11 protein-coding genes and 2 pseudogenes are annotated in these 14,785 nt (G+C 68.0%); 8 read left to right on the plus strand and 5 right to left on the minus strand.

The features are described 5' to 3' along the window. The first annotated feature begins 611 nt into the window (after positions 1-611). Positions 612-824: a hypothetical protein gene (locus ACZ6O2_RS35270; protein WP_089006343.1), complete on the plus strand. Its 213-nt coding sequence runs from the start codon at positions 612-614 to the stop codon at positions 822-824. Positions 825-1,022: 198 nt separating this feature from the next. Here the strand turns inward: ACZ6O2_RS35270 and ACZ6O2_RS35275 are convergent, their stop codons facing one another. Together ACZ6O2_RS35275 and ACZ6O2_RS35280 are read right to left on the minus strand one after the other, a co-directional pair. Then, the gene (locus ACZ6O2_RS35275; protein WP_466026028.1) at positions 1,023-2,726 is read right to left on the minus strand and encodes an IS1634 family transposase; all 1,704 of its coding nucleotides are present in this window, start codon (positions 2,724-2,726) and stop codon (positions 1,023-1,025) included. Positions 2,727-3,041: 315 nt separating this feature from the next. Continuing rightward, the gene (locus ACZ6O2_RS35280) at positions 3,042-4,160 is read right to left on the minus strand and encodes a low temperature requirement protein A (protein ID WP_466026029.1); all 1,119 of its coding nucleotides are present in this window, start codon (positions 4,158-4,160) and stop codon (positions 3,042-3,044) included. A gap of 720 nt (positions 4,161-4,880) precedes the next feature. On the opposite strand from ACZ6O2_RS35280, the gene ACZ6O2_RS35285 reads away from it, so the two are divergent. The 3 genes and pseudogenes from ACZ6O2_RS35285 to ACZ6O2_RS35295 all read left to right on the plus strand — a co-directional run bounded on the left by ACZ6O2_RS35285 (position 4,881) and on the right by ACZ6O2_RS35295 (position 6,904). Further along, positions 4,881-5,084: a cold-shock protein gene (locus ACZ6O2_RS35285; protein WP_466026030.1), complete on the plus strand. Its 204-nt coding sequence runs from the start codon at positions 4,881-4,883 to the stop codon at positions 5,082-5,084. A gap of 79 nt (positions 5,085-5,163) precedes the next feature. Next, on the plus strand, positions 5,164-6,189 hold the full coding sequence (locus ACZ6O2_RS35290) for a fatty acid desaturase family protein (RefSeq protein ID WP_466026031.1): 1,026 nt from the start codon (positions 5,164-5,166) through the stop codon (positions 6,187-6,189). A gap of 44 nt (positions 6,190-6,233) precedes the next feature. Further along, a pseudogene (locus ACZ6O2_RS35295) lies at positions 6,234-6,904 on the plus strand (class I SAM-dependent methyltransferase). A gap of 652 nt (positions 6,905-7,556) precedes the next feature. Here the strand turns inward: ACZ6O2_RS35295 and ACZ6O2_RS35300 are convergent. Together ACZ6O2_RS35300 and ACZ6O2_RS35305 are read right to left on the minus strand one after the other, a co-directional pair. Further along, positions 7,557-8,229: pseudogene (locus tag ACZ6O2_RS35300) on the minus strand (hypothetical protein). Between the two features lie 266 nt (positions 8,230-8,495). Continuing rightward, on the minus strand, positions 8,496-9,668 hold the full coding sequence (locus tag ACZ6O2_RS35305) for a DUF6236 family protein (RefSeq protein WP_466026032.1): 1,173 nt from the start codon (positions 9,666-9,668) through the stop codon (positions 8,496-8,498). Positions 9,669-10,405: 737 nt separating this feature from the next. On the opposite strand from ACZ6O2_RS35305, the gene ACZ6O2_RS35310 reads away from it, so the two are divergent. The 4 genes from ACZ6O2_RS35310 to ACZ6O2_RS35325 all read left to right on the plus strand — a co-directional run bounded on the left by ACZ6O2_RS35310 (position 10,406) and on the right by ACZ6O2_RS35325 (position 13,877). Beyond that, a complete protein-coding gene (locus ACZ6O2_RS35310; RefSeq protein WP_466026033.1) occupies positions 10,406-11,320 on the plus strand; it encodes a lysostaphin resistance A-like protein in 915 nt (304 codons plus the stop codon). Then, positions 11,317-12,630, plus strand: a complete 1,314-nt coding sequence (locus ACZ6O2_RS35315; RefSeq protein ID WP_466026034.1) for a sensor histidine kinase — start codon at positions 11,317-11,319, stop codon at positions 12,628-12,630. The genes ACZ6O2_RS35310 and ACZ6O2_RS35315 overlap by 4 nt, the downstream gene beginning before the upstream one ends. Beyond that, a complete protein-coding gene (locus ACZ6O2_RS35320) occupies positions 12,618-13,262 on the plus strand; it encodes a response regulator (RefSeq protein WP_466026035.1) in 645 nt (214 codons plus the stop codon). Before ACZ6O2_RS35315 ends, ACZ6O2_RS35320 begins: the two co-directional genes overlap by 13 nt. Before the next feature lie 270 nt (positions 13,263-13,532). Further along, the gene (locus ACZ6O2_RS35325) at positions 13,533-13,877 is read left to right on the plus strand and encodes a hypothetical protein (protein ID WP_466026036.1); all 345 of its coding nucleotides are present in this window, start codon (positions 13,533-13,535) and stop codon (positions 13,875-13,877) included. Positions 13,878-13,971: 94 nt separating this feature from the next. On the opposite strand, the gene ACZ6O2_RS35330 is transcribed toward ACZ6O2_RS35325, so the two are convergent. Next, a complete protein-coding gene (locus ACZ6O2_RS35330) occupies positions 13,972-14,334 on the minus strand; it encodes a hypothetical protein (protein ID WP_466026037.1) in 363 nt (120 codons plus the stop codon). Positions 14,335-14,785 lie beyond the last annotated feature (451 nt).

The raw sequence follows: 14,785 nt of genomic DNA on the forward strand, positions 1-14,785 counted from the left end.
TCCGCGTGCTGAAACGACGCCTATCCGACGTCGTCTACCAGGCCCTACGAACCAACTGCGTACCCGAGGCTTGACAGAGGAGCTATGTACAGTCCCGCCAAGCGCAGTGGGTGTGGGCGGCGCCAGCGACAGTCCTCAGACGTCCACGGACGGCCGTAATCCGCCAGCCCGGTCATCACCGTCGGGCGACTCCCGCACGGACCGCCCGAATCCGGGCAGCCCGACCGAGTCGATGCAACTGTTCGCTGTCGAGCTGATCCTCGGCTGGCCGTCGCTGCTGTAGCGGCGTGCTCGCCAAATAGCCGGACGCTGCAGTGAACGCACCCGACGCGTTGCTATCCCGCTTCGCCACCTTCGTACCTGCTGAGTGGTCGGCATCCCGGCCATCAGCGTGAACCAGTGAACAGGCCGACCGAGCGCCTGGACGGAGCAGACGCTACTGACGTGGGCCCAGGATGTGGCGTTGCCGCCTCTCGACGGCACCGCAGGCCACAAGTTGAGTTGGTCAGCTCGTCGATCAATGGTGGGTAGGTGTAGGTCGATTGTCCAGGGGTAGTCGCTGGTCGCACTGTGGCCGCGGGCCAGGTTACGACTGCGAAGGGTGTATGAGAATGTTGGAGCAACTGCACAAGTCAGGGCTGAGGGCCGAGCACTGCTACATGGCCGGCATGGCGAGCATCGGCGCCGCCTTCGTCGGCTGGCTGTTGTCCAAGCGTCTTGAAGAAGCCGGTATCGACCGCGCGGACCGCTGGGGTATTTTCATCGGCGAATGGGCTCCAACCTTTTTCGCCATGGGTAACGGCCTCCGAACCTATGAGAAATAGCGTCAGGATGAGCTCTTCGAACGGGACCTGATGGTGCCGGACGGGTACCCAAACTTTGAACCGCCGTTAGTTGATCATGGCCGGGCCTGCGTTCCGCAGCTTCGCGTCGATATAGTCCGCGAATCTGGGGCTTGAGCTGGGCAAACACGAGTTGGCCCGGTGACAAGGCGTGTCACTAGGCCGTGGTGTTCGTGCTGGTCAGGCGGTTGCGGGTGTCGCGTTGATGACGCGGGGAGGTTCGGTGACCTTCAGTTTGGCGAACAGGGCCTTCTGGGGCTGGGACAGCTCGGTGCGTTGGCAGAAGGTGCCGGCGGCGCCGGTGAACACGCCGACGTGCAGCCGCTCGACGTCAGCGCGGATCTTGGCCCAGGTGTAGCCGGTGGTGGTCTCGGCGACGCGGATGAGTAGCAGCGCCAGCCAGCACAGCAGGATGTGGGCGCGGATGCGGTCCTCGCGGCGGTGGAACACCGGCCGCAGGTCCAGGGTGGTCTTCATGTCGCGCCAGCCGCGTTCGACTTCGAGGAGCTGCTTGTAGCCCAGGGCGATGTCCTCGGCGGACAGCTTCGGGTCGGAGCAGCGCAGCAGGTACTTGCCGTCCAGCCGCTGCTCGGCCTTGACCGCCGCTTGATCGATGCGCAGCAGGCCGCCGGGGGTGACGCGCAAATAGCGGTTGAGGCCGGGCTTGGTGGAGATCACCCCGCGTAGCTCGGCGCGTTTCGTGGCGCTCAGCGTGTCCGAACCGTCGATCTTGGCGGTGAGCTGGGCGGTCAGCCGTTCACGCATGGCGGCGTCACGCTCGGCGGCTTCGGGGTTGAAGCAGATCACGAACCGGTCATCAGCGCCGATGTTGACTTCCTTGACCTGCAGGTTGTCGGCGACGGTGGCGTAGCGGCCCTGCCGGGCCAGGGCGGCGTCGGCCTCGGCGGTGCCGGCGCGCAGCTTCTCACCGAGGATGTAGCCGCCCGCGCCCTGCTGCAGGAACCTTCTGTTCTCTGCGGAGGCGAAGCCACGGTCGGCGACCCACACGATGCGGGCCAGACTCCACTCCCGCATGTCGGTCTTGACCTGCCGGATCAGCGCCGAATCGCTGGTGTTGCCCGGCCAGCACCACACCCGCACCGGGATGCCGGTGCGGGTGACGGCCATGCCGACCACGACCTGGGGCAGATCGTCACGGGAGTCCTTGCTCTTGCTGTCGTGAGTGCGGAACCCGGCCTGCTTGACCGCTGCCGGGTCGCCTTCGGCCACGGCCTTGCCCGTCTCGTCGCGCCAGACGAGCTCGTCGGCCTCGTCGAGCTCGAAGTAGGTGCTGGTCGTGTCGAAAAACAGCAGATCGACTTCCAGGTTGAGCAGATCGGCGATCTGGTCGTAGACGGCCCGGGTCAACGCGGGCTCGACCTCGATGAGCTGGTCCATCGCCCGGTAGCAGGCATCGTCGGTGACGTGCGGCAGACCGGGCAGGTGCACGTCCTGGCAGACCCACTCGGCGGCGGCTAGCTTCGACGACGGCGCCAGAGCCCGGTTCGCGACAAGCGCGAACAGCACTCGTTCCACGTCGACCTCGCGGCGGGCCGAACCCACCAGCGGCTGCAGGATCTTGTCAATGCGCAGCCACCGCCACAGGCCGTCGAGCAGCCACGCCCCGCCCAGCGGCCGTGACTCGACGAACGACAACCCCGCCGGCGCGGCCGCGGCCAGGGCTTCGGCCGGGTCCAGCAGCCGCGACAGCGCATCGACCAAACGGCGGACCCCGGCGACGTCGAGCTGATCCTCGCGGCCGAACGAGTACAACACCCGTGTCTTGGACGCCTTCGCCACAGGATCCCACTCGTTGTGGGCCAACTGCAGGTAGCGGATCGTCTGCCCATCACGGGTCTTACGTGTCGACGCCTTCACGTACACGAGACACGACCGTACACCGACTAGGAACCAAGACATAGATCCGCAGCTCAGCAAAGTTATCCACAGGCAGGCGTGTCACTAGGAGGTTTCGCGGTTTCTACCAGGACACAACACGCTGACCTGCACCTTCAGGCCGACATGCCGACTATATCGACGCGAAGCTGCGGAACGCAGGCCGGGAGGCGAGCCACCTGACCTCGAGCCAGGACTCCGACACCCGACAGCTATCGCGACTGCTCGACGAGGTGGCGGTGCGGCGCCCCGGCGGCGGGGGTCGGCCCGGAGCCGTCTGGACGGCCGTGGCGCAGACAAGGGCTAGAAGGCGGGGGAGGGTGCTTCGGGCGGGCGTCCGTGGGCGCGAACGATGTCCGCGGTGGCTACCCCGGCCAGGACCAGGTTGGCGACGATGGCGACCACCAGCGGTGGGACGTAGACCATCACCGGCGCGGCGACGGCCAGGACGAGCAGTGCGACCAGGCGGGATGGGGAGACCCGGCTGAATACCTCGTATTCGAATCGGGCTCGGCCGGCCAGGAACAACGCGGGCCCGCCGAGAATGACGGCGATGAGCCCGAGGGTGGTGTCGCCGCTGGGGTGGCGGATGATGGTTTCGGCTCCGGCTGCGGCGACGACGATGCCGGCCACCATGATGAGGTGGGTGTAGGGCGCTGACCGCACGAGCCGGCCCGGGTCACGGGAGGACTCGATGGCGGCCTGTAGCAGGGCCCCGGCGCGTTGGCGGTAGATCTGCCACAGCAGCACGGTGGTGACGAACGTGAGCACGAACGCGACGGTCCGGTCGAGCGCGAATCCGCCGCCGGCGTATATCAGGGTGGGGAGCAGGATGAGGTCGCCGAGGGCGAGAGTGAAGAACTGTTGGTAGCGTTCGGCCAGGTGTTCGGCCGCTAGCCTGTACTGCGACCCGGGTACCCGACCGAGCCGGGGTGTGGGGTAGCGGAGCCAGGCCGCCCCGTAATCCAGGGCGAGGGCCGCCGTCCACAGCACGCCACGCGCGGTGCCTGCCACGGTGGCTCCGGCGAGCCATGGCACGGCCGAGATGGCGAACCAGAAGAGGAATCGCGCGGCGTGTCGACGTGCCTGGCGCCCCCGTAAGGCGGGTGCCAGGAAGAGATTGCGGCCAAGGTGGATCGCCACGTAGGCGCCCGCGAAGACCACGGCGTCGCGGGTGAAGGCCGCTGGCAGCGCGGCTGCCATCAGTAAGGTGCCGAACATGACCGAGATGGTCATGAAGTAAATCGGTGGCCGATGCGGTAGGTAAAGGTCGGTCGTGAGTGCGGTGACCGACCAGACCCACCAGAGCGCCATCAGCAGGACCAGGGTTTGAAAAGCGCCGGGCCAGGTCAGATCAGCGGCCAGCTTCTGCGAGGTCAGGGCGAGCGCGGCAACGAAGACCAGATCGAGGAACAGTTCCAACAGGGTTGCTCGTTGCGGTACCCCGGCCTGGCGGGTCAGCCCCACCGCCCGGTCGTTCGTCACGGGCCGCCCGATCTGGTGAACGGTCGGCCACCGGCAATCGGCCGCTCGCCTCGACACTCGGCCGCTCGGCTACCCCTAGACACGATCATGATCTGACAAATCGCCCCCTTCGGTCCAATCGTAAACAGGACTGGACCGCCGAGTAGCCAAGAACGACACTGCGTTGCTGCTGCCCCCGCCGGGCGACCGCGGTCGTGCAGGCCATCCTCATCCTGTACTGCGTCGAGACCGGCCGCTGCACAGGGTGAAACGGCTCAGTGCGTCCGCACCGAAGGGCGCACGACCCTGGCGGCGCGAGCAGCGGTGGGGGGAGCAGGGCCCGCAGCAGCGGGATAGGTGCCAGGAGGACGACGGCCAGGATCAGCGGTAGGACGGTGCGTGTCGCGGCTGCTGGCCGCGCTGGCGCCCACCACGTTGGCGGTCTGCCCGGTAACAGGGCGTGGGCGCTGGGGAGGGGAAGTGCCTCATGTGGTCCGGCTTGTGCCCTATCCGAGCGTGGTACGGTAGGCCCCGTTGCAATTGCTTTCCGATATTTTGCCGGGTAGCTGACCCCTCGGCGCTTGGTGTTTCCGGTCATCTCCGGATGTGGGCGATCAATACCGCGACGTCGGGGCCCGCATGGTGTGGGTCCCGAATCCACCCTTCCAAGGAGAAGACATGGCTGTCGGCACTGTGAAATGGTTCAACGCGGACAAGGGCTTCGGGTTCATCACCCCGGACGGCGGTGGCGCGGACCTGTTCGCTCATTTCTCGGCGATCGCCTCGAACGGCTTCCGCAGCCTCGATGAGAACCAGCGGGTCGAGTTCGACATCACGCAGGGAGCCAAGGGCCTGCAGGCCGCGAACATCCGCGCCATCTGAACCACCGCCGGCGCGTGCCGACCACCAATGGATGGTTGGCACGCGCCGGCGTCAGCGCAGCACCCGCCGGGAGGCGCCCATGTCGACAGCGCCGCCGCACACCGGCAGCGGAAGCCCGTACGCCCATCTCCTGCACCAGATCCGTGGCGCCGGCCTGCTGGAGCGCCGCACCGGGTACTACATCTGGAAGATCGCCATCACGGGTCTGCTGTTCGCGGCCGGCTGGACGGCCTTTGCGCTCATCGGGGACTCGTGGTGGGTACTGATCGTCGCCGGCTTCCTCGCGTTCGTCTTCACTCAACTCGGGTTCCTCGGCCACGACGCCGGGCACAAACAGATCTTCGCGTCCCGGCGGGCGAACTACGTGCTCGGGCTGCTGCACGGCAACTTGGCCATCGGGCTGAGCTACGGCTGGTGGGTGGACAAGCACAACCGGCACCACGCCCACCCGAACACCGACGGCGCCGACCCGGACCTTGAGATCGGTGCGCTCGCGTTCACCTCGCGCCAGGCCGGCAACCGCGGCCGCATTGCCGCGTTCGCGTACCGCTACCAGGCATTTTTCTTCTTTCCGCTGCTTCTGCTGGAGGGCCTCAGTCTGCACGTGAACAGCGTGCGCGCCCTGCTGCGCCGCGCCGGACGCCCCCGCGTGTGGGAGTCGGTGCTGCTCGCCAGCCACGTCGTCGGTTACCTCGGCGCGGTCTTCCTGATACTTTCGCCGGTCCGTGCGGTCGTGTTCATCCTCGTCCAGCAGGGCCTGTTCGGGCTTTACCTCGGGTGCAGCTTCGCGCCGAACCACAAGGGCATGGTGATCCTCGCCGCCGGTGACCGCACCGACTTCCTGCGCCGCCAGGTGCTCACGTCGCGGAACGTGCGCGGCCACTGGCTGACCGACTTTATGCTCGGCGGCCTGAATTACCAGATCGAGCATCATCTGTTCCCCAGCATGCCCCGGTCGAACCTGCGTCGCGCGCAGACGATCGTCGAGTCGTTCTGCCGCCGGCACGGCCTTACGTACTGTCAGACGGGCCTGTTCGAGTCGTACGCCCAGGCGCTGCGCCACCTGCACGCGGTCGGACGTACTGCCTGTTCGGCGGGCGCCTGAAACCGGTCGCCCTGACCGGCGACCGTCCATGAACGGAGCATGTCTTGCCTACGCCGACCGGCGCCCTGCTCACGCCCTTCGTCGCGTTCCGCGCCGACGGGTTCGACGGACTGCGCCTCGTGCGTCTTCCGTTCGTACCGGAGATCCGCCTGCACCTGGCGGATGACGCGATCGTGTTGCGGGCCAGGTTGGAGGCGCGGGTCGGACCGGGGCTCGCCCCGTTCTGGGCGAACGCCTGGGCCGGTGGCCAGGCCCTCGCCCGGTACGTCCTGGACCATCCGCAGGTGGTGGCCGGCCGGCGGGTGCTCGACGTGGCGTCCGGCTCCGGGCTGGTGGCCATCGCCGCAAGGCGGGCGCCGCCGAGGTGACCGCCAACGACATCGACCCGTACGCGCTGGCGGCCGTCGCGATGAACGCCACGGCCAACGGGGTCAGCATGGCGGTGAACGAGGGCGACCTACTCGATGGCGATGGCGGCGTCGCCGACGTGATCCTCGCCGGCGACGCCTTCTACGACCCCGAACTGGCCGCGCGGATGCTGGGGTTCCTACGCCGCGCCGCCGACCGCGGTGCGCGTGTCCTCGTCGGTGATCCCGGCCGCGGGCACCTGCCCGAGGATTGGCTGAAGGTGCTGACCAGCTACCGGGTGCGCGGCTTGGGCGCCGCCGAGGACGCCGAACTCACCGAGGTCTCGGTGCTCGGCACCGTCGGGTAGCGCTCAGCGCCCGCCTCCGCGAGCGCCCGGCCGGGCCCGGGCGGAGAAGGCCGCCACACCGGATCGCGCCGGTGCGGATCGTGTCGAGCTGGTCGGCGCCGGCTTGCCGCCGCGTCGGCCCCGCCGCCGTGGGTGGGCTGCACCGCGTGCCGCGGGCCAGCGGACTGCGGTACGGGCTGGGGGACCCGCGTCCGTTCCCCCGGGGCGAGTTCGCGTAGGTCGTGGGCGCAGGCGGACAGAATTGATTGCGCTAGCTGCGCTATGGCGTGCTTGTGGCCAGCTCAAGCCTGTAGAGTTACGCATCGTGAAGTGCTAGGCTTTATCGCATGAGCACCCGTTTGTATAACGGGTGCTACGCGGGAGTGCTCAATTCCCCCCTCGGACACAAATTTGCGGCACCGATGCCGTGTCTTGCGTACTGGTGGTCAAGCGAACTTGACCACGCGAATCTTATCTCTGTCACCGCCTCCACCGGCTTGGAGCCGGGCGAGGCGGTGGTCGTTGTGGCTGAGCCCTCGGTGGCTTCCGTCGTTCCTCCGGTTCTGCTTCCGGGCCAGGTGAGGGCCTCTCGCGGTGGCTCCGCTGCGTCGGGCGCCCTTACCGATGCCGGCCCTCCCTCAGCAGCGACCTCTGCCGGTGGCACCTGGAACCGCTACACCGGTCGGGACGGGTAGCCAATCTCAGCGAGATCCTCGGCAAGATCGGCTACCACGAGATCAGCATTCAAGCGGCGCACCAGTTCGTCGGTCAGCGGGCGCAGAGCAACAAATCTCGCCGACTGCCTCCAGATCGACGGCCGTCTCGTAGTAGTCCTCGGCAAAGCGTTGGTACGCCGCCGGAGTGCCCTCTACCAGCACCTTGAACAGACGGTTGGCACCGTCCGGGTCATCACCGTCAGGGAAGTCGATCTCTCCGGCATACCAATGCTCCTCACCGTGCTGCCGCCACAGACAGACCGTCGCTTTCAGCGTGCCATTGAAGCTGAAAGCCGGTTCGTCGACATGAGCGGCAAAGACCTCCGGCACGGTGTCGACCAGTCCGGGCCACAACTCGTCATCGTTGCCGGCCGAGCTCATCGGCGACTCGTGATCGAAGCCACGGATGAACGCACCGGCCGGCGAGAACACGATCGACCACGCGTCGCCGGACCCATTTCGCATGGACGCCATCTGCTCATCCGGCGCCCAGTGCGAATCAAAAGAGTAGTACCGCGACTCCCACTCCGGACTCATGATCGCGTCCAGCATCGCCAACGCGCGACACCGCTCGCGAAGCACCTGGATGTCCGGCAAGGCACGGACTACGTCATGAACGGTCACCGGCACATCTAACCTCGATGCACCTCCCGCTCCGCCCGCACCCAGCGGTCACCACGAAGCGTCATCTCACCCCACCCGACCAATCCGAATACCAGACGGTTGAATTACATGAGCCTGCCAGTCCGCTTCGCCATCAGGAAGTTACTTCCCAGACCCGCCGGGGCGCAGCGGTGCGCCCCTGGATCGACGGACCGAACTCGGTCACCCCGAAGCAGCCAACCTGCGGGTCAGGATTAGCGCTGTCGACATGAACTGACGGGCGGCCCCCTGAGTCAGCCCCTGCCGGTCAGGATGCGTCGAGCGCGTTCCAAGGCGCCAGGCGGATCGAGCTCGGCGCGGAGCCCGAGCAGGTATCCGGCGGCGCTGGTACGCCGCTCGCCCGCCGACCTGTGGGCCTCCCGGACAGCCGTGAAGGCTTGGACGGCGAGCATTCCGCCGGCGCCGATCACCGGCGAGAGATTGAGGGCGTGGGCGGCAAGGGCCGCCACCGTCGGCAGTTCCAGAGACTTCAGGCCGAAGATCGCCCTGACCGGCTCCAGGCCCAGGGCTCGTAGGCCGCGTTCGAGTTCCCGGACCGAGCTGCCCACGTTCGCCTCGACCATCGCGGCCAGTCGTGCCCGGAGGATCTCGGGATCCTCGATGCCGTCCAACTGCGCGAACTCGTCCCCTAGGCCGGTCAGGTGGGCACGGAACGCGTCGAACTCGACGGCCAACGTCCGCCGCGCCCGGACGATGTCCTGAGCGGACACCTGTTCCAGGCCGGCGGGCAGCACGGACCGCAGCGCCAGGCAGGCATACACCGATCTGGCAGACGAGGAGGCACCGGGCGGCCGGGTGTTCACCAGTGCCGCGCCCAACTCCTGCACCGTCCAGTCCTCGGGCAGCGCGAACAGCCGCGGATCGTGCGTCACTGGCAGCAGTTGGTTGGCTCGGGCGATCCGCTGCGCCAGGGAACAGGAGTAGACGGCCACGAGGCGCGGATGCATACCCACCCATCGCCCGTCGCGCAGCCCCGTCAGGGGATCGAACCGTGACTTCGTTGCAAGCCCGCGATCGCGCAGCAGCCTGATGAGCGCCTCGTCGTCCCCCAGTTGGCTGGCGTGGATCCAGGCGAAACGTGATTCGTCCCAAAGCCACGGGTCGTGGCTGTGCATTCCAGAGCCACCGGCTCCCAGGTAGTCCGGGACCAGGTAGCGCCCCAGAGCCTGGGCGTCCTGCTGGACGAAGTCCCCGAATTCCCGCGCCGTGCTCGCGGCCTGCGGGTACGGGTCGACGTCGAGAAGGAAGTCGAGCTCGGCGCGCAGCACACTGGCGGTCTCCGAGTCGCGCACCGGATAGTTCGGCGGTCGGACCCGCGCAACCTGTGGCAGATAGAGGGCCGCCGCCTTCAGCCAGGTGTCGTCCTGGACATGGAAGTACGGGTAGTAGAGCCCGATGTCGCTCATCCGCATCCCTCCCGGATACCGCCGGATGATTGTCCGTGATCTATGAGGATGCCACGGTGCGAGTCGCCATCTGGTCGGCCGGCGACCTGCCGGGCGACCGCGTCGACGTCTGGGCGGCCCTCGGCCGAGGATTTCCAGTCGGCGATCGTCGCCGCGTGGACCGGCAGCGAAGCGGGCCCGCCCTCGTAGCGAAGGGTGCCCGCTTCGCTTCGGGCTCTACGCTAGCCTCTCGACGCCGTAGCGTTGTTTTTGGTCCGGAAACTACATCCGCGACTCGGCGTCCCGGCCGTCCCGGGCCGCCTCGCAGCGCTCCGCCAGCTCGTACTTCAGACTCCGGCACCGGCCGTCGCTCAGGCTCTGGTCTTCCATTACCACACCACCCAACGACACCACGCCGCCGCCGGGTGGCACCTGGAACCGCTACAACCCGTCATGACGACCTACCCAGGAGATCTCTTCCCGAGGTGGCCGCTCTCGGCTCTCTACAGCAGCAACGAACCCCTTCGTCACTGCTGGTAAAGCCGCTCTGCGTCCGCCCACATACTGATTTGCCGAGAACAGTGAGCCTTTCCGTGCAACGGGATTACCGCGGACTCAGGCCGGCTGCCCGGCATGGCGCGTGCTGTCGCGACGCGGCGGCGGTACAGGTGAGTGGACCATCCCTTGAGGTTGGCCACAACGCGGTCTGGTGGGCAGCAGGGTACTGTTCGTCGGCCCCGCTCCCTAGCGTCGAACGCATGCAACTGTTGATCGATTCGGAGCGTCGGCTGCACCTCCCTCTCCGGCTCGCTGTCTACGTGGTGACGGTGCTCGCCGCTGCGGCGGTGGTCACCTACGGGATCGTCGGTTCCGGTGCCGCGACGTCGATTGTGGTCCTGGCGACGGTTGCCGCGTTCGCCACCACGATGCTCGTCACGTATCTGTTCCGCCGGTACCTCGACCGGCGTCCGTGGGGCGACATTGGGATGTCGCGGCCCGGACGACGTGACCTGATCGGCCTTGCCGCCGGGTTCGTCGTCGGGGTCGCGGCCATCGCTGCCTGGTTCGGCATCGAGGTAGCCGCCGGCTGGGCGCAGGTCACCGGGTGGTCAGTGACCGCTCGGGGCGCACTCTCCGCCGCGTTCACCGTCGTCGTCGGAGCTGTGCTCGTGCTGTTGCGGGCAGCGGTCGAGGAAATCGCTTTCCGAGGGTATGTGTTCGCAAACCTGGCCGAGCGGATGCCTGTGCCTATCGCGGCGCTGGTCGCTGCTGGGGTCTTCGCGCTGCTGCACCTGTTCGGCGGTGTCACCTCGGTCGGGTACTTCGTCGCCGGGATGGCCGAGTTCGTGTTGTTTGCGTGTCTGCTCACCGCTGCGCGGGTTTCCACCGGCACGCTGTGGGCGGCCATCGGAATCCATGGCGGCTGGAACTGGGCACAGGACTACCTGTTGGGCGTCGGCACGGCGACTGAGCCGGACCACGGCGACGCGTTGCTGCATCTGCGGTTGACCGGACCGGGGTGGGCCGTCGGCGGCACCGGTAATGTCGACGCCGGCATGGTGAACTTCATTGCTCTGGCCGTGGTGACCGTCGGCGTGCTGGTGCTCGCCTGCTGGCAAGCCTCCGGTGGTGAGCGTCGAGTGTCCGCCTGGTTGACTGGTGACCGACCATGACACCACCGCTGAACACTCCGCCGGCCAGAACTCGCTCAACCAGCACGCGGCTGGCCGGGGTGCTGCTGGCGCCCGTCCGAGCCGAAACCTGGCGGTACAGCGCCCACCTTCTGCTGGGCGCTCCAGTCGGCGCGCTCATGGTCGCTTACGTTGGCCTAACCGGCTACGCGACGGTTGCCGGTCTCACGGTCGTGGGTCTCGCCCTGCTCGCGGTGTTCGTGCGCGGCACACGGCTCGTGACATGGCTCGAGCGTTGGCGGGCGCGGGTGCTGTTGCATCTCGAACTGTCGTTGCCGGCTGCCGTGCGGCGACGGTCGCCCGGCATCGTCGGCTGGGTTCGCGACGGGCTCACCGACGTCACCGGCTGGCGCGTCCTGGCGTTCCTGCTACCCGGCGGGCCGCTGGCGATCGCGATGGCGTACGCCACCGTCCTTGTCTGGGCGCTGCCCGCCGCGGCGGCGACCTACCCGGTGTGGTACCGGTACACCCCGCCCGGCTGGGACGGGCTCGACGTCGCCGGAGCGCGGTGGCATCCGGACGTCTGGCCATACCCGCTGCTCGTCGGCCTGGTAGGGCTCGCGGGCCTGGTTGCCGCGGCCTGGATCGTACGGGGTCTGGCCGCACTCGACCGACTACGGTTGCGATGGATGCTGCGGCCGAACGCAGGCCCCGACCCGGTTCGGGTGCTGGAGCGCCGCCGCGACCAGGCGGTGGAACAGGCCGGGGCGCATCTGCGGCGCATCGAGCGTGATCTCCACGACGGCGCGCAGGTACAGATGGTGGCCGTGGCCATGGAGCTGGGGCGGGCTCGGCGGGAGCTCGACGGCGGCGGCGACACACAGGCGGTGGCGCGTCACGTCGCCGTCGCGCACGAACAAGCCAAGCAGGCACTGGCGGAGCTGCGAGACCTCGCCCGCGGCATCTACCCTGCAGTGCTGACCGATCTGGGGCTCGACGGCGCGCTGCCGCTGCTCGCGGCGCGCTGCCCGATCCCGGTTGTCCTCGACCTCGACGTTCCGCGACGCCCGTCCGCCGTGATCGAGTCGACGACCTACTTCTGCGTCGGCGAGTTGCTCGCCAACGCGGCGAAGCACAGCAGTGCCGGGCGGATCAACGTTGTCGTAGTCCGCGACGCGGCAGCCTTGCGGCTTCAGGTTCACGACGACGGTGCCGGCGGCGCAGCGATCGCCCTAGGCGGCGGACTCGCCGGGCTCGTCGACCGAGTGGAAAGCCTCGGCGGCCGGCTCCAACTCGACAGCCCGGCCGGTGGGCCGACGACCATCACCGTGGAGTTGCCGTGCGCATCGTAATCGCGGAGGACGCCGCACTGCTCCGTGACGGACTACGGCGGCTGCTCACCGACACCGGCCACGACGTCGTGGCTGCCGTCGACACATCCGACGCACTGCTCGAGGCGGTCGACCTGCACGATCCCGACCTCGCCATCGTCGACATTCGGATGCCGCCGACGTTCACCGACGAGGGCATGCAGGCCGCGCTGACCATCCGGGCGTCACAACCGAAGGTCGGGATCCTGCTGCTGTCCCAGTACGTTGCCGAGCGATATACCAGCGAGCTGCTCGCCGACTCCCACGGCGGGCTCGGCTACCTGCTCAAGGACCGGGTGGCCGACATCGGCGACTTCCTTGATGCAGTCGAGCGAGTCGGCGCCGGCGGCACGCTCCTTGACCCCGACGTGGTCCGGCAGCTACTCGGCCGAAGCCGCCGAGCCGATCGCCTCGCGGCCCTGACAGAACGTGAACGCGACGTGCTCGCCGGAATGGCCGAAGGCCGGTCGAACGAGTCGATCGCCGCTGCTCTGCACCTTTCCGAGAGCTCCGTGGAGAAGTACGTCGCGTCGATCTTCACCAAGCTGAACCTAGTCACCGATCGTGACACCAACCGGCGCGTCCTCGCCGTCGTCACCTACCTGAGGTCCTGAACCACCCCGACGGGCGCCGACGTCCAAGAGGCCGGGTACCCGGCTCGCAAGATCCGGCATACTGATCTGCCGCTGACATGGCCCGCCAGTCGTCCGGACACCCTCACGGTCAGTACGGCATCCAGATCGCCTGCCGCGTCATCAGACGATGATCGTCTGCAGATCTCGCCGCCAGCACCATGCTCCGTGTGACTCACCGTGATTGCGGACGAGCCATGAACGCGAATACACACAGTTGGATTACGCGACCCTGCCAGTCTGGCAGGCCGAGTGGGCGGGCAGATGCCAGGAGATCCGCCCGGTGTCGGGCAGTTCGATGTAGACGAGGCCCGGACGCGGGTCGGTTGGGTCGTAGCCGACCCCGGCCGGGATACCGACCTCGTAGCCCGAGGCGAGCACCATCCAGATCAGCGCGTTGCGCTGGACGCACCGGTCGGCGATCTCCGGGGTGTCCGGGCCGATGTGGCCGTGCTGGGACGGGGCGATGGCGGCGATCTCGGCCAGGACGCGGGCGAGCCGACCCTCGGGTGGCTCGGCAGCGCGCAGCGCGGCGCGGATGTGGTCAAGCTGTTCCGGCAGCCCGTGCAGATGCCACGTCAGGATGTAGTGCGGTGATAGCGGAGGGCTTCGTCGAGCAGGTCGGGTGTCTGTTGGTCAGGTCGTTGCGCTGCTCCACGGGAAGGCAGAGGGCGCAGGGCGGCCGATCGCGTCAGTGCGTGCTGCCGTGTCCGCCGGGCTGCGGGCCGGCTTGCTGCGGCGGGTCGACCTCGATGAAGCCAAAGAGACGGTCAATGAGTTGCAGCGCTTGGGTCTGGTACCGGTCGGCGAAGCCGCGGCAGATCGCCGGCTTGGCTTCAGGGTGCTTGTAATGGGGGAGCGTGGAGTGGCAGACGATGAAGGATTCCCTGCTGCGGGCTTCGGCCACGAGGTCGCGGAGCCGGCCGGGGGCGAACACGCAGGTGTCGCATTGGCGCGACAGCAGCCGGGATTTGCCGAGGATGGGGTCTCCGACGCCGAGGCCTTCGCCTGCGATGTCGGTGGTGTCGCTGTCGGGGTCAGGCAAGAGTTCCATGATGTCCTCCCTGTTTGTGGGCAGGGCGCCGCAGGACACGGCGCTGGTGTGAGCGCACGGGGAGAGGCCGTGCGCGCGGTCGGGCGCCGGCTGCTGCGCTGCGGCAGGTTGCCGTCGTTCCCCGGCGCGGCTTGCCCTTGCCACTGCCAAGTGCGGCCGTCGACTGACAGCGACGAGGGCTCCGGACAGGGCCGCGGCGGTGGAGTCATGGCCCGCCCGCCAGCATTTCCGACCGGCATGGCCCGCAGTTGCCGGCGGGGGAGCCCCGGTGCCGAGAGCAGTGCGCGGCGGTGGGGTTGGTGGCTGGCGCGGCGCCGCGCCACGCGCGCGGGCGCGTTTGGTTATGGACGGTTAAGGACGGTTATGTTGCGTGTACGTTTCCCCTTTCTGTCCTTTTTTTCCCCCCCCCCCGACCTATTTTTCCCCCCCATCCCACCCCCAAGCGTCCCTT

Source organism: Micromonospora sp. NPDC048040, assembly GCF_055587185.1.